We start from the raw sequence: 18,965 nt of genomic DNA on the forward strand, positions 1-18,965 counted from the left end.
ACTGTCAGCAATTTTAACAGGAATTTATCTGCTTAATTAAGCTCTTTCAATTTCGCCGCATCTATATCCTGGTGGGAAGAAGAATGCACTACTTTTTCATCGCTTAAAACAATAAATTGCGGACTTTCGTGTCTTACGCTTAACTCATCGGCCACGGCATTAGAAACTTCCCGGTGTTTTACCAGATCGAGAAAATACAATTTAGTATTCTCATTTTCTTCATATTGCTTTTCAAAATTCTTAAGCACCATTCGGCTAATTCCACATCGTGTAGAATGCTTAAAAATCCCAATAAGTTTATCTTTAGATTCCTCTTTCGCTATTGTAATCTGATCTTTATCGGTAAAATCTGTCCATGGAAATTTTGACTTTTCTTTCGTCTCTTCGCCATCACCTTTAAATATTTTATTTAGTAATCCCATTGTTGATTTTCTTTCGTGTAAAATTAAAATGTAATAAATTTAATCTGGGCTTCATTTCAAAATTAATTTCATAAAATTTAACTTAAATGTCAATTTGGCGTTAATTTCAGAATAAAACCAGTCAGATTGTCCTGATTTTTTAATGGTATATCAATTGCTTTATTCTTCAAAAATAAAAGACTATGAATTTCAACAACTTCACCATAAAATCACAGGAGGCCATCCAGCAGGCACAGCAGCTTGCCCAGGAATTAGGCCATCAGCAAATTGAGAACGAACATATTTTTAAAGCAATAAGTATTGTAGACGAAAATGTAGCTCCTTTTTTACTAAAAAAACTGAATATTAACGTCGATCTCTTTAACGATATTCTGGATAAAACCTTACAGAGTTTTCCAAAAGTTAGCGGTGGAGATATCATACTTTCGAGGGAAGCAGGAAAAGCAGTTAACGAAGCTTCAAGCATCGCAAAAAAAATGAATGATGAATATGTTTCTATTGAACATCTTATTCTCGCCATTTTTAAATCTTCTAGCAAAGTTGCCCAAATTTTAAAAGACCAGGGTGCGACGGAAAAAACTTTAAAAGCAGCGATAGAAGAACTGCGTAAAGGCGACCGGGTGACTTCCCAAAGTGCCGAAGAAACCTATAACGCGTTGGATAAATACGCAAACAATCTAAACCAAATGGCCGAAGAAGGAAAACTGGATCCTGTAATTGGCCGGGATGAGGAAATTCGTAGAATCCTTCAAATCCTTTCCCGAAGAACCAAAAACAACCCTATTCTTGTTGGAGAACCAGGAACCGGTAAAACGGCTATCGCCGAAGGCCTGGCGCATAGGATTATTGCCGGCGATATTCCAGACAATCTTAAAGATAAAGTGATCTACAACCTGGATATGGGAGCGCTTATTGCCGGTGCAAAATATAAAGGTGAGTTTGAAGAACGCCTAAAAGCCGTAATAAAAGAAGTGACTTCCAGTGATGGTAATATCGTGTTATTTATAGATGAAATCCATACGCTGGTTGGTGCCGGTGGCGGCCAGGGTGCTATGGATGCTGCTAATATTTTAAAACCCGCATTGGCTCGTGGTGAATTACGTGCAATTGGCGCAACTACTTTAGATGAATATCAAAAGTATTTTGAAAAAGATAAAGCCCTGGAAAGAAGATTCCAAAGAGTAACAGTTGATGAACCTGATACAGAAAGCGCGATTTCCATCTTACGCGGAATTAAAGAAAAATACGAAACTCACCATAAAGTTAGGATCAAAGATGAAGCGATTATCGCTGCTGTAGAATTATCTCAGCGTTATATCACCAACCGTTTTTTACCGGATAAGGCCATTGATTTAATGGATGAAGCGGCTTCTAAACTTCGCATGGAGATCAATTCAAAACCCGAAGAACTCGATGTTTTGGATAGAAGAATTATGCAACTGGAGATTGAAATTGAAGCTATAAAACGCGAAAAAGACGAGGCTAAATTAAAAACGCTTCGGTCTGAACTGGCAAACATAAAAGAAGATCGCAACGAATTACACGCCCGCTGGCAGAATGAAAAAGGCGTGGTAGACAATATTCAGAATTTAAAATCTGATATCGAGAATTTCAAACTGGAAGCCGAACGTGCCGAACGCGAGGGAGACTACGGAAAAGTAGCTGAAATTCGCTACGGGAAAATCAAGGAAGCCCAGGAGAAACTGGAAGAATTGCAAAAAACAGTTGCAGAAAATCAGAATGAAAAATCCCTTATTCAGGAAGAAGTTACCAACGAGGATATTGCTGAAGTTGTAGCTAAATGGACCGGAATCCCGGTAACTAAAATGTTACAAAGTGACCGTGAAAAATTACTAAAACTGGAAGACGAGCTGCATAAACGTGTAGTTGGACAGGAAGAAGCGATAATTGCCGTTAGTGATGCGGTAAGAAGAAGCCGTGCAGGTTTACAGGACCAGAAAAGACCGATTGGTTCTTTCTTATTCCTCGGAACTACCGGAGTTGGTAAAACCGAGCTTGCGAAAGCTCTGGCAGAATATTTATTTGATGATGAAGCCGCTATGACGCGAATTGATATGAGTGAATATCAGGAAAGACATTCGGTGAGTCGTTTAGTGGGAGCACCTCCCGGATACGTTGGATATGATGAAGGTGGGCAGCTTACTGAAGCCGTTCGTAGAAAACCTTATTCTGTGGTGCTTTTAGATGAAATCGAAAAAGCCCATCCTGATACTTTCAATATTTTATTGCAAGTATTAGATGAAGGAAGGTTAACCGATAACAAAGGACGCCTGGCCGATTTTAAAAACACCATTATCATTATGACCTCTAATATGGGAAGCCATATTATCCAGGAAAAATATGAAAATGTAAAAGATATCGATACAGCAATGGAGACGGCCAAGATTGAAGTACTGGCCTTGCTGAAACAAAATGTAAGACCGGAATTTATTAACAGGATAGACGATATTATCATGTTTAGCCCGTTAACCCAGAACGATATCAGCAAAATTGTATCGCTTCAGCTGAAGGGTGTGAAGAAAATGCTGGAAAAGCAGCATATTGTTTTGGATGCTACTGAAGAAGCGATCAACTACCTGGCCGGCCGCGGATTTGATCCTCAGTTTGGTGCAAGACCGGTGAAAAGAGTAGTTCAGCGGGAAGTTTTGAATAAACTTTCAAAGGAAATCCTTGCCGGAAATATCCAAACCGATCATATTATTCTCTTAGATGAATTTGATGATGAACTGGTTTTCAGAAATGAAACCAATCCGGTAGAAACCGAATAATTTAAACCAAAACACAACAAAAAGGCCGGGTGAAATTTTACCCGGCCTTTTCTCTTTTTCATAGATGAAAATTACATCTTATCAATTTCCTTTTTGAGTTCTTCCTTGGATTTACCGGTTTTTTCCTGTAAACGACCTAACATTTCATCAAACTTTCCTTCAGAATAAGTGGTATCATCATCGGTAACATCGCCATACTTTTGCTTAAATTTACCTTTAACTTGCTTCCACTTTCCTTCTAATTGATCATTATTCATAATAATTGGTTTTAGGTGTTAATTATATATACCAAATTACAATATGACTTCCGCTTAAACTCTCAAGAAAATCCCATATTTCTCTTAAGGATTTGTTATTTTTGAAATATAAAATCCATTGATGAAAAAACTGCTTTTACTCCTTATTTCTTTTGCCCTCTTTAGCTGTGCCACCACAAAAAAAATTGAAAATTCAAATATTAAATTAAGTTATTTAGACGATGTAGTAATTCCCCAAAACCTCGAAATTGAAGGCACTAAAGTTGGTGGACTTTCGGGAATTGATTATCACAATGGTGTTTATTACCTGGTTTGTGACCAGCCCTCTAATCCCAGAATTTATAAGGCGGAAATTCCATTTATTAACCGTTCTTTAGATACCGTTTTAATTACTGAAGTTATTAAACTGGATAAAACCGATGAGTTTTACAAAGAACACACCCCGGATTTAGAAGGAATTCGATTTGATGCTGAAAGTAATCAACTTGTGATTTCTGCTGAAGGTTCTATTCAAAATGGAAAAAACCCTTCGGTTTTCAATATTTCTACCGATGGTGAATTTATTTCAGCTTACGAAATCCCTGAGTATTTTAAAGCTTCAGGAGAACAAAAACCAAGACATAACGGTGTTTTTGAAGGTTTAGCTGAAAGTTTTGATAAATCGGCCTATTGGGTGGCTATGGAACTTCCGTTGGAAAAAGACGGCCCCAAACCTAAAATTTATCCTACAAATTCTCCGGTTAGAATTACCAAATTCAACAAGGACTCACAAACTGCTGAAAGACAATTCTCTTATAAACTCGATGGAATTACAAAATTACCCATTAACTGGTTTGCGGTAAATGGAGTTACTGAAATTTTAGAATATGCCGAAGATAAATTCCTGGTTTTAGAACGGGCCTTTTCTGCCGGTTATGGTTCCAACGGAAATACCGTAAAGATTTTTGATGTAGACGCCTCAAAAGCTACCAATACTTTGGAAATGGAAAACCTAAGAAAATCGGATTACCAGAATGCAGAAAAAAGACTGGTTTTCGATTTTAAATCGGTTAAAAATTTTCTAACCGAAGAAACCATAGATAATATTGAAGGAATGACCTTTGGACCAGACTTACCTAACGGAAAAAAATCTTTAATCCTGGTTTCAGACGATAATTTTAGTAGTTTTAGTGATCAAATCACCCAATTTATTCTTTTAGAACTGGAAATTAAGTAAACTATGAAGCGCTACTTTTGGATACTGAGTCTTATCATTTTAACCTCCTGCAGATTTGGAGATAAAGAACCTGAAGAAATTATGGAAGATGCTAGAGATCCGTCGGAAGAAATCACGACTTACTATTTTATTCGTCACGCCGAAAAGGATACCACTGATTCAAAAAATAAGGATCCGGAATTAACTGAAGCCGGACTGAAAAGAACCCAGGATTGGGTAAAAACTTTCCAGGATATAGATTTTGACCTTATTTATAGTTCAGACTACAAACGTACGGTAAACACAGCCAAACCAATTGCAGAATCAAAAAGTAAAGAAGTACAATTTTTTAATACTGAAAAATTAAACGATAAAGATTTCCAGGAAAACACAAAGAATAAGACGGTCCTGGTAGTTGGCCACAGTGACCTTAACCCGGAATGGGTAAATTATATTTTAGGAACGAAACAATATGAGGATTTGGATGAAAGTGTCTACGGAAGTTTATTTATAGTAACCATTCATCCTGATAATTCCCGGACTTCCCAGGTTTTGTACTTTAATTAGAAAAGGTAGCCCTAAACTTCCTGTTTCTGAAACGAGTCTAGCAACTTAAGTTTTCAAACTACCTTCTTATCAGCTTAGAAAAGATAGGTTCCTATCCGTTCAAAATATTGATCGCTTTAACGTTCACAAATTCTTTAAGTCCGAAACCACCATGTTCACGGCCGTAACCTGAATTTTTTACGCCACCAAACGGCATATTTGGTTGTGCTAAACCAAAGGAATTAATAAACACCATTCCCGTATCAAAATACTTGCTGGCCAGCTCTACTGCTTTATCTACATCTTCAGAGAAAATTCCACCTCCAAGTCCAAAACGGCTATCATTGGCGATTCGCATCGCATCTTCATCATCCTTAGCTTTAATTAAAGAGGCAACAGGACCAAAAAGTTCATCGTCGTAAGCGGGTTGTCCCGGTTTCACATTTGCTAAAATTGTGGCAGGATAATAGTAACCTTCCCCTTCAGGAATTTCACCCCCACAAAGAACAGCCGCGCCTTTTTTCACGCTATCTTCAACCTGCTCGTGTAATTCTTCCCGCAAATCTTTTCGAGCTAAAGGGCCAAGGTCATTATCATTATTAGTTGGATCACCTGCTTTTATATTCTTCATTTCTTCTACAAAAGCCTCTTTAAATTCGTCATAAACCTTTTCGGTAACTATAAAACGTTTAGCAGATACACAAGTTTCTCCATTGTTGTAAATTCTACCCATCACGCACCATTTTACCGCTTTCTTAATATCGGCATCTTCAAACACCATATAAGCATCATTAGAACCGAGTTCCAGTACAGTCTTCTTTAGGTTAGATGCTGCTTTTTCGCCAATAATTTTTCCTGCTCCGGGACTTCCGGTTAGGGTTACACCTCTAATCAGGTCATGTTCTATTATCGAATCAGATTGGTCGTGGTCAATGATAATAACTTTGAAAAGGTCTTTAGGCAAACCGGCTTCTTTAAATATTTTTTCAAGGAGCAAACCGGAACCTGTAACACTTGCGGCGTGTTTTAATAAAACCCCGTTACCGGCCATAAGATTGGCAATTGCATATCTAATTACCTGGTAAGCCGGGAAGTTCCAGGGTTGTATTCCGTAGATTACGCCAATGGGTGAGTATGTAATTATTCCGCGACCACCGTCAGGTAATTCACGTTCCTCATTTTTTAAATTATCAGGGCCATTTGCCGCTGTCCATTCGCAAATTCCGGCGCAAAGGTCAACTTCCTGTTCTCCCTGTTTGAGTAATTTACCCATTTCAGAAGTCATTAACTTCGCCAATTCGTCTTTATGCTCAGTTAATTTTTCTCCAATAGCTTTAATTACTTCAGCTCTCTGTTTTGGGGATTTTTCTCTCCATTTTAAAAATGCCTGGTGACATTCTTCCACAGCATCTTTCGCCTCCTGATCTGTAAAGTAATTGTAGGTTTCTAATTCTTTTCCCGTAGCCGGATTAATGGTTTTCAATGTCTTCTCTTTCATAACTATTTTTTTTGATTTTAAAGTTATGAACTGAGGCATTGAATGAAGTCTAAGGCGCTGTTAAAGCTTTTAGAACAACTCGTTAATTAGGAAGAATTAACAGGTAAATGTAAGAATATTCCTCGCTTTTTAGTCAGCGATTTTTACTTCTATATTCTTATTTTCAATTTTTGAGAGTAATTCCAGTTGCCGGTCTTGGTAAAGATCATCTAATTGATCGAGTGGGGTGTTCAGGTTGTCAGTCTTATAGTTTTCGTAATCTACAAACCTAATTCCTTCAATGGTTCTGGGGTTGTAGGCTTTTCTAAACCGTAATCCGCCTCCCTCTACCTCAAAACTATAGGCAAGATAATCAACATTGTAGTTTTGGGTATCAATCCAGTACAAATATACATCTTCGTGATCTGTGCCACCACCCTCGGTATCAAAAGTCACTTTTACCTCGTAATATTCCTTGTTTTGGATAGTGTCCTTTCCAATAAGCTCCTTATTTACAGCCTCATCATTTAAACCGAAAGGCAACTGCACAAAATAGTGAACAGAATTTATCGAATTACTATAAACGTTTTTCATAGAATCAGAAAGTTGCATCACAGTATCTTTATAATACCGGGTAAACCCATCATTATTTACTACATCCCGGTATTGGGCTCCGGTAGAATCGGCCAGGATCCGTTCTAATTCGAACTTTCCACCTACTCTATTACTTCTATAAGATCCTTTTCTAAAATCGAAACTAATTTCAGCATTCTTATAACGTTCCCCGCCAGCATTTTCAATAGCTTTATCTATAATTTGCTGTGCATTTTCCTGTTTTGAATTACAGGCAAAAGTTACTGCTATAATAAGAATTCCTAAAAAGTAATTTTTCATATTGAATATTGTAAAGATTAAAAGGCCGTTATGCCGTTAAAATTGCCTGCAAAGGTAATTAAAATGCGATAATGGCACGTAACATAGATTATATTTAGAAACGAATGAATACTCTGCCCCTTTCGCCAAGGTTAGGCTGACTTGTACCAGAAAGTAGACTTTTAGTTTATTTTATTTAAAAACCTTTTTAGTTGAAGTTGTCAATCGAAATTATACAAGCGAAAAAGAATTATTTAGAGGATTTCAATCTATCTAGGGTTTTCTCAATTATAAAATTCTTATTCATTCCATATTTATAAGCCAAAAGTTTTTCATTCACCTGAAATAAACTAATGTTCTCCATTAATTCCAGAAAACGCTAAAAACGTTCTGTCAGATTAAATTCCAGAAAAGCCTTTTGCTGTTTTGTAGTATAAGAAATTTGCATAACTTAAATATAAGCATATTCAATTGCTATTTTAAATGCCTCTTAAGCCATTTTCTAAAGAAAGCTTCCTATTTTTGTTTCTTATGAAGAAGACCAGCAATACCATAAATATAAAAAATCGAAAGGCCCGGTTTGAATATGAAATTCTCGATAAATATGTGGCCGGAATCAAACTGGCCGGTACCGAAATAAAAGCCATCAGGCAGGGAAAAGCTTCTATTGCCGAGAGTTTTTGTGAATTTCAGAACCACGAATTATTCGTGATCAATATGCATGTTGAAGAATATTCTCACGCCACTCATTTTAATCATAATCCTAAAAGTGAGCGAAAACTCCTTTTGCAGCGCCGCGAATTACGAAAGCTGGAAAAAGAAGTGAAGAATTCCGGACTTACCATTATCCCGCTGCGCGTATTTATTAACGATCGCGGACTAGCGAAAATGCAAATTGCACTTGCAAAAGGTAAAAAACTCTACGATAAACGGGAAACTATTAAAGACCGCGAAAGCAAAAGAAAATTAGACAGGATCAAGAAAGAATACAAATAATTTCTGGATGCAGCCGGCAAAACAGATTTTACCCCTAATCGTTTTTTCCCAGTTTTGCTGCACCTCGCTTTGGTTTGCCGGTAATGCCGTAATGCCTGAGCTTTACCTTAACTTTAATTTAAATGACGAAGCCTTAGGGCATTTAACCTCTGCCGTGCAATTCGGTTTTATTTTAGGCACACTCATCTTTGCATTTCTTAGCCTGGCCGACAGGTTTTCTCCTTCAAAACTCTTTTTTATTTCTGCTGTTTTTGGTGCGATTTTTAACCTTGGGATTATTCTCGAAAACAATAATTTAAACAGCTTACTCCTACTCCGTTTCCTCACGGGATTTTCCCTGGCAGGGATCTATCCCGTAGGTATGAAGATCGCCGCAGATTATTACGACAAAGGCCTCGGAAAATCACTTGGCTATCTGGTGGGGGCCCTGGTTTTAGGTACTGCTTTTCCACATTTTTTAAAGACTTTTACCGGTACAGAAGAGCTGCCCTGGCGTTATGTGATTATTGCCACTTCCGGTTTCGCATTTCTGGGTGGACTTTTAATTTTTCTATTTGTTCCCAACGGGCCATTTAGAAAAGCCAAAGGAAAATTTAAAGTTGATGCTGTTTTTAGCGTTTTTAAGAATAAAAATCTGCGCAGCGCCGCATTTGGTTATTTTGGGCATATGTGGGAGCTCTATACTTTTTGGGCTTTTGTACCCATTATTTTGGCGGCTTATAAATACTCAATTCCGGAAAGCGATTTTGATGTTTCATTCTGGTCTTTTATCATCATAGGAATCGGCGGACTTTCCTGTGTTTTGGGTGGATATATTTCTGAAATCGCCGGAGTAAAACAAACCGCTGCCACCGCTTTGCTCCTTTCGGGTTTATGTTGTATCAGTTTTCCCTTCGTTTTTCTTCAGCCTTCAGCAGCAGTACTTATCACCTTTTTATGCTTTTGGGGCATCGTGGTGATTGCAGATTCTCCTTTATTCTCAACCCTGGTAGCCGGAAACGCCTCTCCAGAAATTAAAGGCACAGCCCTTACCATTGTAAATTCAATAGGTTTTGCCATTACTATTGTGAGTATTCAGTTAATTACTTATTTGCATCAGCTGGAACCGGTATATAGTTTGAGTTTGCTCGTATTTGGGCCGGCACTGGGATTATGGGGATTATTTCAGAAGAAAAAAGTACAGCTTCAGAAAACAGATAAATAGACTAAGCATAATTATTTTGCCTAATTTGGCCACTTCTTAAATTCATCATCATGCATCAAAAAATTATCATCATTTTTCTTATTTTTTCATCAATTAACTTAACGGCACAAATTACCGGCAAGGTTACCGATACTGAAAACAAAACGCTCCCCTATGTAAATATTTATACTGAAGATGGGAGATTTGGTACTACTACTAATGAAAACGGCATCTATGAGCTAAAAATAACGAGACCGGGAGATTACGATTTGGTTTTTCAGTTTTTGGGATATCAAACGCAGAAAAAAGCTATTTCAGTTGAGGAATTTCCGTACAAATTAGATATCAGCCTTAAACCCGAAACCACCAGTTTGGATGAAGTAAACCTTACTTCTGGAGAAAACCCGGCAAACGCGATTATTAGAAAAGCAATTGATTTTAGGAAGCGAAACGCCGAAAAACTCGAAGCTTATACCGCCGAATATTATTCTCGTGGATTATGGCGAATTAAAAATGCCCCGGAAAAAATCCTTGGCCAGGAAGTCGGTGACCTTGGTGGCGGGCTGGACTCCACACGAAGTGGTATTGTTTATTTAAGTGAAACAATTTCTGAAATTTCATATAAACGGCCCGACGATTTTAAAGAAAAAATCATCGCCTCTAAAGTGAGTGGCGACGATAATGGTTTTAGCTTAAATTCGGCCCAGGAATCTTACTTTTCATTTTACGAAAACACCATTGAAATTAACAGCGAGATGGTTTCACCCATTGCCGAATATGCTTTTAACTATTATAATTACAAGTTAGATGGAACTTTTTATGATGAAAACGGAAACCTCATCAACAAAATAAAAGTGAGTCCCAAACGGGAAAAAGACCGTGTTTTCTCGGGGCATATTTATATCGTGGAAGATCTTTGGCAAATCTTTGGTGTAGAATTACAAACTACCGGACAGGCTATACAGGTGCCACCTATAGAAACCCTGGACTTTAAACAGAATTACCGTTTTTCAGGAGAAAACGGGTTTTATATTCAGCTTTCGCAAACGGTAGATTTTAGCTTTGCAATGTTCGGGATATCGGGAGATGGCAGGTTTACCGCGGTTTACAGCAATTATGATTTTGAACCGGAATTCAGCAAAAAAAGTTTTGGGAGTGAGATTATGTCTTTTGCTGAAGCGGCAAATAAAAAAGATTCAACATACTGGAAAAAATTACGCCCGGTGCCTTTAACCGATGAGGAAATTAACGATTATGTAAGAAAAGATAGCATACAAACGCTTCGAAATTCAAAACCTTATTTGGATTCTATAGATAGGGTGCGTAATAAATTCAGTTTAACCAATCCTATTTTTGGGTATTCCTGGCAGAACTCCCATAAAGACAGGTATTTTAATATAAGTTCCCCATTGATGGGCACGCATTTCAATACGGTGCAGGGCTGGAATACTTCGAGTACAATTTCTTACAGGCAAAACGACAGTGAGGATGAGAACTCCGGGAAATACTGGCGTTTGTATTCTACGCTTAATTATGGATTTAGTGATGAGCGATTCAGGATCAAAGTAGGAATTCAGAAACAATTTAATAATTCAAGCAGGCCGGTTTTAAGGGTTTCCGGCGGAATAGAAACCGCACAAATTAATGACAGAGATCCTATTTCTGAAAGGCTTAACGATATCACAACCATATTTTTTCAAAGAAATTACCTGAAACTTTACGAACGCTCTTTTGCTGAAATCTCTTATCAACAGGAAGTTGTCAACGGGCTCTACTTTTTTGGGGACTTTAGTTATGAAAACAGGAACCCGTTAATCAACACTACAAACCAGGTGATTATTGATAATGACGGTGTTCAATATACTTCCAACAATCCCCTGCAGCCCGAAAATTTTGGCTCGGTGCCATTCAGGAATCATGATATTTTTAAACTTAACCTGAATACGAGAATTAGATTCGGACAAAAATATATGAGTTACCCAAGTGGGAAATTTAATATTAATAACGAAAAATATCCTACTCTTTATTTGGGCTACGAAAAAGGTTTTGGTGCGAGTGTAGAAGCTTATAATTTTGATCAATTCAAAGCTTCTGTAACACAAACTTTAAAACTGGCCAATAAGGGAGAGTTCGGCTATAATTTAAACGGTGGTACCTTTCTAAATGCTGAAAATATGGCCTTTATAGATTACCGGCATTTTATAGGAAATCAAACCAGGGTGAATAATGGTTTTAGCAACCTATCCAGGTTTAACCTTTTACCCTATTATGCAATGAGCACCAATAAAACCTATGCTGAAGCTCACGCTGAACACGATTTTAAAGGTTGGGTTTTAGGGAAAATCCCATTTTTAAATCAGCTGAATTACAACCTGGTGATTGGCGCTCATGCACTCTATACCCAGGACAATAAGCCCTATTCTGAATATTCAGTTGGAATAGACAATCTTGGCTTTGGAAAATATAGGTTGTTGCGTTTGGATTATGTGGTTTCTAATCAGGATGGAAATCGCCAGGGCGCATTTATTTTTGGACTTAAGTTTTTGGGAGTGCTGGATTAAAAATTCCAGAAATAAAAGTCTTAAATTTTGTTAAAATATGAGCGTATAAATATCTTCGCCGATCAATAAAAATCTTCAAAAGAAAATGAAAAAAGTTTTATTAAGTGTAATTCTTCTATGTTTTAGTTTATCATTTTATGCACAAAATTTTCAATCCGGATATTTCATTAACAATAAAGGCGAACGGGTAGAATGTTTAATTGATAACCGGGAGGAACTAAACAACCCAGAAAGTTTTCAATATAAATTATCACAAGGCGATCAAATTAAAGAAAAAACCATTCGGGACGTACAGTCATTTGAAGTATTACATACACCCTATAAATTTCAAAGAGCTGTTGTGAAATTAGATGTTTCTCAGGACGATATTAAAAAACTGGATACTAAGAGAGAACCTAATTATAAGCTGGATACGCTTTTTCTCAAAGTTTCTATAGAGGGCAAAGCAAGTTTATATTCTTACAGATCTAAAAATTTACCAATAAGATTATTTTACAGCTTGAACGAGGAAAAAATAGAGCCACTCATCTCAAGGAAGTATTTAGTAGATGACACTAAAATAAGAGATAATAACAGGTATAAACAGCAATTGCTAAATAACCTGAACTGCCCTTCAATAGATCAGGATCAAATCTCTAACTTAAGATATAATGAAAAATCATTAAATAACATATTTACAAAATACAACGCTTGTGAGAAAAGTGATTTTGTGAACTATTTAAAAAAAAGACGAAAAGGTGAATTTAATTTAAGCCTGAAAGCAGGAATAAACTATTCGGCTATAAATTTTGTACAGGGGGAGCCATTCCCAAATGAACAAAAATCAGATGCTTACTTATCACCAAGAATTGGAGTAGAAATGGAATATATATTTCCTTTTCTCAACAATAGGTTTTCTATTGTTTCATACCCTTCTTTTCAATATAGTAAAACCTCCAATGAAACCTTAATTTATACCCAGGGAATTGTTCCTTCCAATCCAGATGCCTGGGCGGCCGAAGAAGAAAATTTATTTATAGATTATTCACATATTATGCTTCCTCTTGGCATTAGATATTATTATTATCAGGGGCAAAATATTGATTTATATCTTCAAGGTGCTGCTTCTCTAAATATTTTAACAAATCCATCAAATGTCTATAATTTGGAGAATTTTAATTCCAATTTTGGATTTGAAAATACCACAGCTGATCCTAATTTAGATTTTGCAACGGGAGTAAAATATAAAAAGTTAAGCTTAGACATTATTTATTCAGTAAATAGTGTAATGAGAAATAGTGGTTTTAACGGTGAAATACAAAACCCGATCACATTAACTTTCGGCTATAATTTCTTGTAATAAAAAAACCTCACAGGTTTTAAAAACCTGTGAGGTTGTATCTTAAGATTTCCATTCCTGACAAGGTAATCTCAAATCAATCGGATAGGTTATTCTTCCTCTCCCGATTTATCCTTATCGGCTGGTTTCTCTTCTTCAGTAGTAGCAAAAACGGTAATGCCATTTTTAACAAGCAGGTTGTACCACTGGAAAATTTTCTTCATATCGCTGGCATAAACCCTGTCTACGTCATAATCGGGTAAGATTTCAGCGAAATAATTTTCTAATTCAGCTTTAGGAGCTTTGTGGCTTATCGCCTCTCCCCCATCTTCCTTCTCTTTCATCTTTTCAAAGATTTCCGCAAGCGGAACTTCTTCGGTATAAGTGTAGATCGCGATTTCGCTCAACAAACTAACATTGTGGCGAATATTCACGGCCATTTTTTTTCCTTCAGGAATTGATTTTACAATAAATCCGCCACGACTTTGTGCGGTTAATTCGTATAAACCGGGTTTTCCCGAAATCGCTAATATTTTATCTAATCCCATAGTAGTTTTTTAATCCCTCACCGAGGGTTTATTTTTCCGAGACCTGCCCGAAACATTAAGACGGGCTTGCTCGCGATTATAAAAGTTTTTCAATTCATACCTCGTGAACTTACTCCGAGGGTTTTGATTTTCGGCTGGCAAATATCAGCTGCCTGAATTAATTATCAAAGTGATTTAACGCCCTTTTTTCATTTCAGGAAAGCGCATTTTATAATCGATCTTTATTTTTCCTTTAGAAATGCTTGCAAGTTTTCCCTTTAGCAAACGCTTTTTAAGGCTGGAAAGTTTATCGGTAAATAAAATTCCTTCAATATGGTCGTATTCGTGCTGAATTACTCTCGCTGCCAAACCGGTAAAAGTATCACGATGTTCCTCAAAATTTTCATCCTGATATTCTATCACGATCTTCGGCTTTCTAAATACATCTTCCCTAATTTCAGGAATACTTAAACAGCCTTCGTTAAAAGCCCATTCTTCACCTTCTTCCTCAACGATCTTAGGGTTTATAAAAACCTTCTTCAACTTTTTAAGTTCTTCCCTTTCCAGCAATTCCAATTCCTCATCTTCAGCAAACGGGCTCGAATCTACAAGGAACAATCGAATGGGGCGGCCAACTTGTGGTGCGGCAAGCCCAACTCCAAAGGCATTATACATGGTCTCCCACATTTGCTCTATCAACTCATCCAGTTTTGGATAATCTTCCGGGATCTCTTTACATTTTTTTCGTAAAACCGGATCTCCGTAAGCTACAATTGGTAAAATCATTCTTTTTAATTGTATATTTTATAATGAATAATTTATAATCTTATTTCCATTCCCGGAATTTAGGTTCCTAAGATGGGCATAAGCTAACTTCTCTAAAAAATATTCATTATTCACTATTCATTTTTTAACGTCAAGCTGAACTTGTTTCAGCTTCTAATATATTTTGTATCCTTAGTCAGTTATTCATAAAGATATGTCTGCAAAATGATCGTCGCGCTAATTTCGTCCACAAGTGCTTTATCCCTGCGTTTTTTCTTTTTAAGTCCGCTGTCTATCATAGACTGAAAAGCCATTTTTGAAGTGAACCGTTCATCTACCCTTTTAAGCGGCATTTCAGGAAATTTTTTGGTAAAAACTTTTAAAAATTCCTGGATATATACTTCACTTTCTGAAGCTGAATCATCTTTTTGTTTGGGTTCTCCCACCAGCACCAATTCTACATTTTCCTCTTTAAAATACTTATCGAGAAAATCCAGAAGTTCTGATGTCTTAACGGTGGTAAGCCCCGAGGCTATCATTTTGAGCTCATCGCTAACCGCTATACCGGTGCGTTTTGTCCCAAAATCTAATGCCATAATACGAGCCATCTTCAAAATTTGCGCAAAGGTAATGTTTATATTGCTTTACCACCAAAAATTAGCCTTAAGCTATTATATTTGCTAAAAATCGATAAAAATGGATCATTTAGAAGCTAAGATCAATGAAGCCTGGGAAAACCGGGATTTACTAAAAGATACAGAAACCATTAAAGCCATTCGCGAAGTTATTTCGCTACTAGACGCGGGAAAACTGAGAACCGCTGAGCCTACCGAAAACGGCTGGCAGGTAAACGAATGGGTGAAAAAAGGTGTAGTTCTATATTTCCCCATCCAAAAAATGGAAACTTTGGAAGCTGGTATCTTTGAATACCACGATAAAATTCCATTGAAAAAAGGATATAAAGAAAAGGGAATTCGTGTAGTTCCCAATGCTGTGGCAAGACACGGAGCATATATCTCCAGCGGGGTAATTATGATGCCGAGTTATGTGAATATTGGTGCTTATGTAGACGAAGGCACAATGGTAGACACCTGGGCTACTGTAGGTAGTTGTGCTCAAATTGGCAAAAACGTTCACCTTAGCGGCGGAGTTGGAATTGGCGGAGTTTTGGAACCCCTGCAAGCTTCCCCCGTTATTATTGAAGACAACGCATTTCTTGGATCAAGATGTATTGTTGTTGAAGGCATTAAGGTTGAAAAAGAAGCTGTTTTAGGAGCCAATGTTGTACTCACTGCTTCTACAAAAATTATAGACGTTACCGGGGATGAACCTAAAGAAATGAAAGGAATTGTTCCGGCAAGATCGGTAGTGATTCCCGGAAGTTACACCAAGAAATTCCCTGCAGGAGAATACAATGTTCCCTGTGCTTTAATTATAGGAAAACGAAAAGAATCAACGAATAAGAAAACTTCCTTGAATGATGCTTTGAGGGAATATAATGTAGCGGTTTAAAAAAGTTAGCCCCCTAACCCCCGAAGGGGGAATTTAAATCTTCTTCTAATGGAAAAAGTCTGAGAAGTCTTAAATAAAATGAATACAATTTAACTCCTCCCCTAGGGGAGGCTGGGAGGCGCCTATGAAAATACTCATAATTCAACAAAAAATGATTGGGGATGTGCTTACATCCTCAATCTTATTTGAAGCGCTTCGGAATAAATATCCCGAATCTGAATTACATTACCTTATTTATCCACATACTGCTCCGGTGGTGGAAAATAATCCTTTTATAGATAAGATTATTGAGTATGATCCGGGCACCGGAAAAGACCCCGTGAAATTCCTGAAGTTTTTAAATTCTATTCGACAGGAATCTTATACTGCGGTGATTGATATATATTCTAAAATAAGCTCAGGAATAATTGCAAAATACTCTGGCGCATCTATAAGGCTTGGATTTCAAAAAAAATATACCCGCCCGTTTTACACACAAACTTTTATTTATAAAGAAAAACCTGAAACAAAAGCAGGTCTTGCTATTGAAAACCGGATGCAACTTTTAGAGGCTTTCGATCAGGAATTCCCCAGGGAGTTAAAACCTAAAATTTATATTTCTTCAGAGGAAAAAGAAATCTTTAGAAAAAAACTGATAGAACAAGGAGTGAAATTAGAACACCCCCTAATAATGTGTGGGGTTCTAGGGAGTTCTTCAATGAAGACCTATCCCGAAAATTATATGGCTTCCCTGCTTGATAAATTGATTAAAGAAAAACCTAAAGCACAGATCCTCTTCAATTATTTACCAACACAAAAAAAGGAAGCTAAGAATATTTATAAACAATGTAATTCTTATACCCGATCACAAATTTTTTTTGATATTTACGAAAGTTCACTAAAAGGTTTTATTCTAAACTGTGCTAATTGCGATCTATATTTTGGGAACGAAGGCGGAGCGGCCAATATTATGAAAGCATTAAATAAACCAACTTTTTCCATCCATTCCCCACAAATCAAGAAGAACTATTGGGCGATTTACGAAGATGGGAAATACAACAAATCGGTTCATCTGGAGGATTTTCTATCAACTAAAATTGAAAAGGCTCCAAACAATCTTGATCTAAAACCGAAATATTTTTCAAAAGAATTCTTGAAGTTTATTCAGCATAATTTAAAAAAACCTACCAAATTAGGTTTTGAGTAATGACAATCCATTAATATGAAAATAGGTTACGAAGCAAAAAGAATTTTCCACAACGCTACTGGTTTAGGGAATTACAGCCGTGATTTAGTTACCATATTAAGTAACTTCTACCCGGAAAATAATTATTTATTATATAATCCCCAAACCACGAAAAAACAGCTTTACAAACCGAAGAATCCAGTACAGGAAAGATTACCGGGGAGTAGTATAAATCGTTTTTTTAATAATTTTTGGAGAAGAAAAAATGTAACTAAAGACCTTCAAAGAGATAATCTTGATATTTTCCACGGGCTTTCAGGAGAAATTCCTATAGGACTAAATAATACTAAAATAAAAAGTGTAGTTACCATACATGATTTAATATTTTTACGCTATCCAGAGTTTTATTCATTTTTAGACAAAATAATTTATAAACGTAAATTTCAACATGCCGTAAAAGCAGCTGATTCCATCATTGCAGTAAGCGAACAAACCAAAAAGGATATAATTGATTTTCTTGAGGCAGATGCTTCCAAAATTGAGGTTATTTATCAGGGTTGCCAGAAGGAGTACAAAATAAGTTACTCTCCTGCTGCAATTAATGATGTTATTAAAAAATATAAACTCCCTAAAAATTATTTACTCAACGTAGGAACTGTAGAAAGCAGAAAGAATATTCTTGCCGCTGTTAAAGCCATTAAGGATTTAGATACCCATCTTGTTATAGTTGGTTCGTTAACATCCTATGCCGAAAAGATAAGGACATATATAAAAAAAGAAGGGCTGGAAAATAAGGTGTTTTTTCTACACGGCCTGTCTACTTATGAACTTGCGGCCCTTTACCAGGGAGCTGAAATTTTTATTTATCCATCTCTTTTTGAAGGTTTCGGAATCCCAATCATAGAAGCCCTTTATTCCAAAACACCTGTAATTACTACAAATTATGGTTGCTTCCCGGAGGCCGGAGGACCAGATAGTATATATGTTGATCCTACGAATATTTCCGAGATTTCTGAAGCTATTCGTTCTCTTTTAAATGATCCTGCAAAGAGAAAATTAATTTCTGAAAAAAGCTTTAATTATGCTCAGAGATTCAATGATGAAAATATTGCTTCGCAAATAGTCTCTTTGTATAATGATCTGCTGAAATGAGAATTATTCATTTTAATCCTGTTAAAAACTGGAGATGAGACTAAATAAACGCTTTCTTTTCTTAAGCCTGTATATTGATATGAAGTTTAATTTTTTAAATTCGCAAAGAAGGGCTGAGGAATTCCTGGAAACGATTCCAATTAGATCTAGCTATAGAAAGTGTAAAAAAAGCCCCTTGCTTTCAAAAGAATAGAACACGCTAAAAATTTAATACGAGAAGATTCCCA

17 protein-coding genes are annotated in these 18,965 nt (G+C 36.6%); 10 read left to right on the top strand and 7 right to left on the bottom strand.

Annotation, left to right across the window (positions count from 1 at the left end; all coding sequences use genetic code 11):
• Positions 1 to 32: 32 nt before the first annotated feature.
• Positions 33 to 422: a bacillithiol system redox-active protein YtxJ gene (gene ytxJ / locus LB467_RS07055; RefSeq protein ID WP_224473330.1), complete on the bottom strand. Its 390-nt coding sequence runs from the start codon at positions 420 to 422 to the stop codon at positions 33 to 35.
• Between the two features lie 182 nt (positions 423 to 604).
• Between ytxJ and clpB the strand changes: the two genes are divergently transcribed.
• Positions 605 to 3,211, top strand: coding sequence for an ATP-dependent chaperone ClpB (gene clpB / locus LB467_RS07060; protein WP_224473331.1), 2,607 nt, complete (start codon positions 605 to 607; stop codon positions 3,209 to 3,211).
• 71 nt (positions 3,212 to 3,282) lie between these two features.
• Here clpB and LB467_RS07065 read toward each other — a convergent pair whose 3' ends face one another.
• Entirely contained in the window at positions 3,283 to 3,468 is a 186-nt protein-coding gene (locus tag LB467_RS07065; protein ID WP_224473332.1) for a CsbD family protein, read from the bottom strand.
• A 121-nt stretch (positions 3,469 to 3,589) separates the two neighbouring features.
• On the opposite strand from LB467_RS07065, the gene LB467_RS07070 reads away from it, so the two are divergent.
• Positions 3,590 to 4,684, top strand: coding sequence for an esterase-like activity of phytase family protein (locus tag LB467_RS07070; protein ID WP_224473333.1), 1,095 nt, complete (start codon positions 3,590 to 3,592; stop codon positions 4,682 to 4,684).
• A 3-nt stretch (positions 4,685 to 4,687) separates the two neighbouring features.
• Complete coding sequence (locus tag LB467_RS07075) at positions 4,688 to 5,230, top strand: SixA phosphatase family protein (protein ID WP_224473334.1); 543 nt, start codon at positions 4,688 to 4,690, stop codon at positions 5,228 to 5,230.
• Between the two features lie 91 nt (positions 5,231 to 5,321).
• Here LB467_RS07075 and LB467_RS07080 read toward each other — a convergent pair whose 3' ends face one another.
• Both LB467_RS07080 and LB467_RS07085 read right to left on the bottom strand, forming a co-directional pair.
• Positions 5,322 to 6,707: an NAD-dependent succinate-semialdehyde dehydrogenase gene (locus LB467_RS07080; RefSeq protein WP_224473335.1), complete on the bottom strand. Its 1,386-nt coding sequence runs from the start codon at positions 6,705 to 6,707 to the stop codon at positions 5,322 to 5,324.
• Positions 6,708 to 6,836: 129 nt separating this feature from the next.
• A complete protein-coding gene (locus LB467_RS07085) occupies positions 6,837 to 7,580 on the bottom strand; it encodes a DUF6503 family protein (RefSeq protein ID WP_224473336.1) in 744 nt (247 codons plus the stop codon).
• Positions 7,581 to 8,090: 510 nt separating this feature from the next.
• Between LB467_RS07085 and smpB the strand changes: the two genes are divergently transcribed.
• The 4 genes from smpB to LB467_RS07105 all read left to right on the top strand — a co-directional run bounded on the left by smpB (position 8,091) and on the right by LB467_RS07105 (position 13,638).
• Positions 8,091 to 8,555 (top strand): SsrA-binding protein SmpB, encoded by a 465-nt coding sequence (gene smpB, locus LB467_RS07090; RefSeq protein ID WP_075326275.1) that lies wholly within the window; start codon positions 8,091 to 8,093, stop codon positions 8,553 to 8,555.
• 7 nt (positions 8,556 to 8,562) lie between these two features.
• Entirely contained in the window at positions 8,563 to 9,759 is a 1,197-nt protein-coding gene (locus LB467_RS07095) for an MFS transporter (protein WP_224473337.1), read from the top strand.
• Between the two features lie 50 nt (positions 9,760 to 9,809).
• Positions 9,810 to 12,299 (top strand): DUF5686 and carboxypeptidase regulatory-like domain-containing protein, encoded by a 2,490-nt coding sequence (locus LB467_RS07100; RefSeq protein WP_224473338.1) that lies wholly within the window; start codon positions 9,810 to 9,812, stop codon positions 12,297 to 12,299.
• Between the two features lie 85 nt (positions 12,300 to 12,384).
• A complete protein-coding gene (locus LB467_RS07105) occupies positions 12,385 to 13,638 on the top strand; it encodes an outer membrane beta-barrel protein (protein ID WP_224473339.1) in 1,254 nt (417 codons plus the stop codon).
• Between the two features lie 89 nt (positions 13,639 to 13,727).
• Here the strand turns inward: LB467_RS07105 and LB467_RS07110 are convergent, their stop codons facing one another.
• The 3 genes from LB467_RS07110 to ruvX form a co-directional block, all read right to left on the bottom strand.
• Positions 13,728 to 14,165, bottom strand: coding sequence for a DUF5606 family protein (locus tag LB467_RS07110; RefSeq protein WP_224473340.1), 438 nt, complete (start codon positions 14,163 to 14,165; stop codon positions 13,728 to 13,730).
• 174 nt (positions 14,166 to 14,339) lie between these two features.
• On the bottom strand, positions 14,340 to 14,930 hold the full coding sequence (gene def, locus LB467_RS07115) for a peptide deformylase (protein ID WP_224473341.1): 591 nt from the start codon (positions 14,928 to 14,930) through the stop codon (positions 14,340 to 14,342).
• A 179-nt stretch (positions 14,931 to 15,109) separates the two neighbouring features.
• Positions 15,110 to 15,517 carry a Holliday junction resolvase RuvX gene (gene ruvX, locus LB467_RS07120; RefSeq protein ID WP_224473342.1) on the bottom strand — a complete coding sequence of 136 codons (408 nt, stop codon included), beginning with the start codon at positions 15,515 to 15,517 and terminating at the stop codon, positions 15,110 to 15,112.
• A gap of 88 nt (positions 15,518 to 15,605) precedes the next feature.
• Here ruvX and LB467_RS07125 point away from each other — a divergent pair, with 88 nt between their 5' ends.
• The 3 genes from LB467_RS07125 to LB467_RS07135 all read left to right on the top strand — a co-directional run bounded on the left by LB467_RS07125 (position 15,606) and on the right by LB467_RS07135 (position 18,738).
• Complete coding sequence (locus tag LB467_RS07125) at positions 15,606 to 16,421, top strand: 2,3,4,5-tetrahydropyridine-2,6-dicarboxylate N-succinyltransferase (RefSeq protein ID WP_224473343.1); 816 nt, start codon at positions 15,606 to 15,608, stop codon at positions 16,419 to 16,421.
• 124 nt (positions 16,422 to 16,545) lie between these two features.
• A complete protein-coding gene (locus tag LB467_RS07130) occupies positions 16,546 to 17,607 on the top strand; it encodes a glycosyltransferase family 9 protein (protein WP_224473344.1) in 1,062 nt (353 codons plus the stop codon).
• A 15-nt stretch (positions 17,608 to 17,622) separates the two neighbouring features.
• On the top strand, positions 17,623 to 18,738 hold the full coding sequence (locus tag LB467_RS07135; RefSeq protein WP_224473345.1) for a glycosyltransferase family 4 protein: 1,116 nt from the start codon (positions 17,623 to 17,625) through the stop codon (positions 18,736 to 18,738).
• Positions 18,739 to 18,965 lie beyond the last annotated feature (227 nt).

It is taken from the genome of Salegentibacter tibetensis (genome assembly GCF_020164485.1).
Taxonomy (GTDB): domain Bacteria; phylum Bacteroidota; class Bacteroidia; order Flavobacteriales; family Flavobacteriaceae; genus Salegentibacter; species Salegentibacter tibetensis.

Excerpts from the sequence above, each read along its gene's own strand:
- LB467_RS07080 (WP_224473335.1), bottom strand. The coding sequence starts at position 6,707 with ATGAAAGAGAAGACATTGAAAACCATTAATCCGGCTACGGGAAAAGAA.
- LB467_RS07065 (WP_224473332.1), bottom strand. The coding sequence starts at position 3,468 with ATGAATAATGATCAATTAGAAGGAAAGTGGAAGCAAGTTAAAGGTAAA.
- LB467_RS07095 (WP_224473337.1), top strand. The coding sequence starts at position 8,563 with ATGCAGCCGGCAAAACAGATTTTACCCCTAATCGTTTTTTCCCAGTTT.
- LB467_RS07105 (WP_224473339.1), top strand. The coding sequence starts at position 12,385 with ATGAAAAAAGTTTTATTAAGTGTAATTCTTCTATGTTTTAGTTTATCA.
- def (WP_224473341.1), bottom strand. The coding sequence starts at position 14,930 with ATGATTTTACCAATTGTAGCTTACGGAGATCCGGTTTTACGAAAAAAA.
- LB467_RS07125 (WP_224473343.1), top strand. The coding sequence starts at position 15,606 with ATGGATCATTTAGAAGCTAAGATCAATGAAGCCTGGGAAAACCGGGAT.
- LB467_RS07085 (WP_224473336.1), bottom strand. The coding sequence starts at position 7,580 with ATGAAAAATTACTTTTTAGGAATTCTTATTATAGCAGTAACTTTTGCC.
- smpB (WP_075326275.1), top strand. The coding sequence starts at position 8,091 with ATGAAGAAGACCAGCAATACCATAAATATAAAAAATCGAAAGGCCCGG.
- LB467_RS07110 (WP_224473340.1), bottom strand. The coding sequence starts at position 14,165 with ATGGGATTAGATAAAATATTAGCGATTTCGGGAAAACCCGGTTTATAC.
- LB467_RS07075 (WP_224473334.1), top strand. The coding sequence starts at position 4,688 with ATGAAGCGCTACTTTTGGATACTGAGTCTTATCATTTTAACCTCCTGC.
- clpB (WP_224473331.1), top strand. The coding sequence starts at position 605 with ATGAATTTCAACAACTTCACCATAAAATCACAGGAGGCCATCCAGCAG.
- LB467_RS07070 (WP_224473333.1), top strand. The coding sequence starts at position 3,590 with ATGAAAAAACTGCTTTTACTCCTTATTTCTTTTGCCCTCTTTAGCTGT.
- LB467_RS07130 (WP_224473344.1), top strand. The coding sequence starts at position 16,546 with ATGAAAATACTCATAATTCAACAAAAAATGATTGGGGATGTGCTTACA.
- LB467_RS07100 (WP_224473338.1), top strand. The coding sequence starts at position 9,810 with ATGCATCAAAAAATTATCATCATTTTTCTTATTTTTTCATCAATTAAC.
- LB467_RS07135 (WP_224473345.1), top strand. The coding sequence starts at position 17,623 with ATGAAAATAGGTTACGAAGCAAAAAGAATTTTCCACAACGCTACTGGT.
- ruvX (WP_224473342.1), bottom strand. The coding sequence starts at position 15,517 with ATGGCTCGTATTATGGCATTAGATTTTGGGACAAAACGCACCGGTATA.
- ytxJ (WP_224473330.1), bottom strand. The coding sequence starts at position 422 with ATGGGATTACTAAATAAAATATTTAAAGGTGATGGCGAAGAGACGAAA.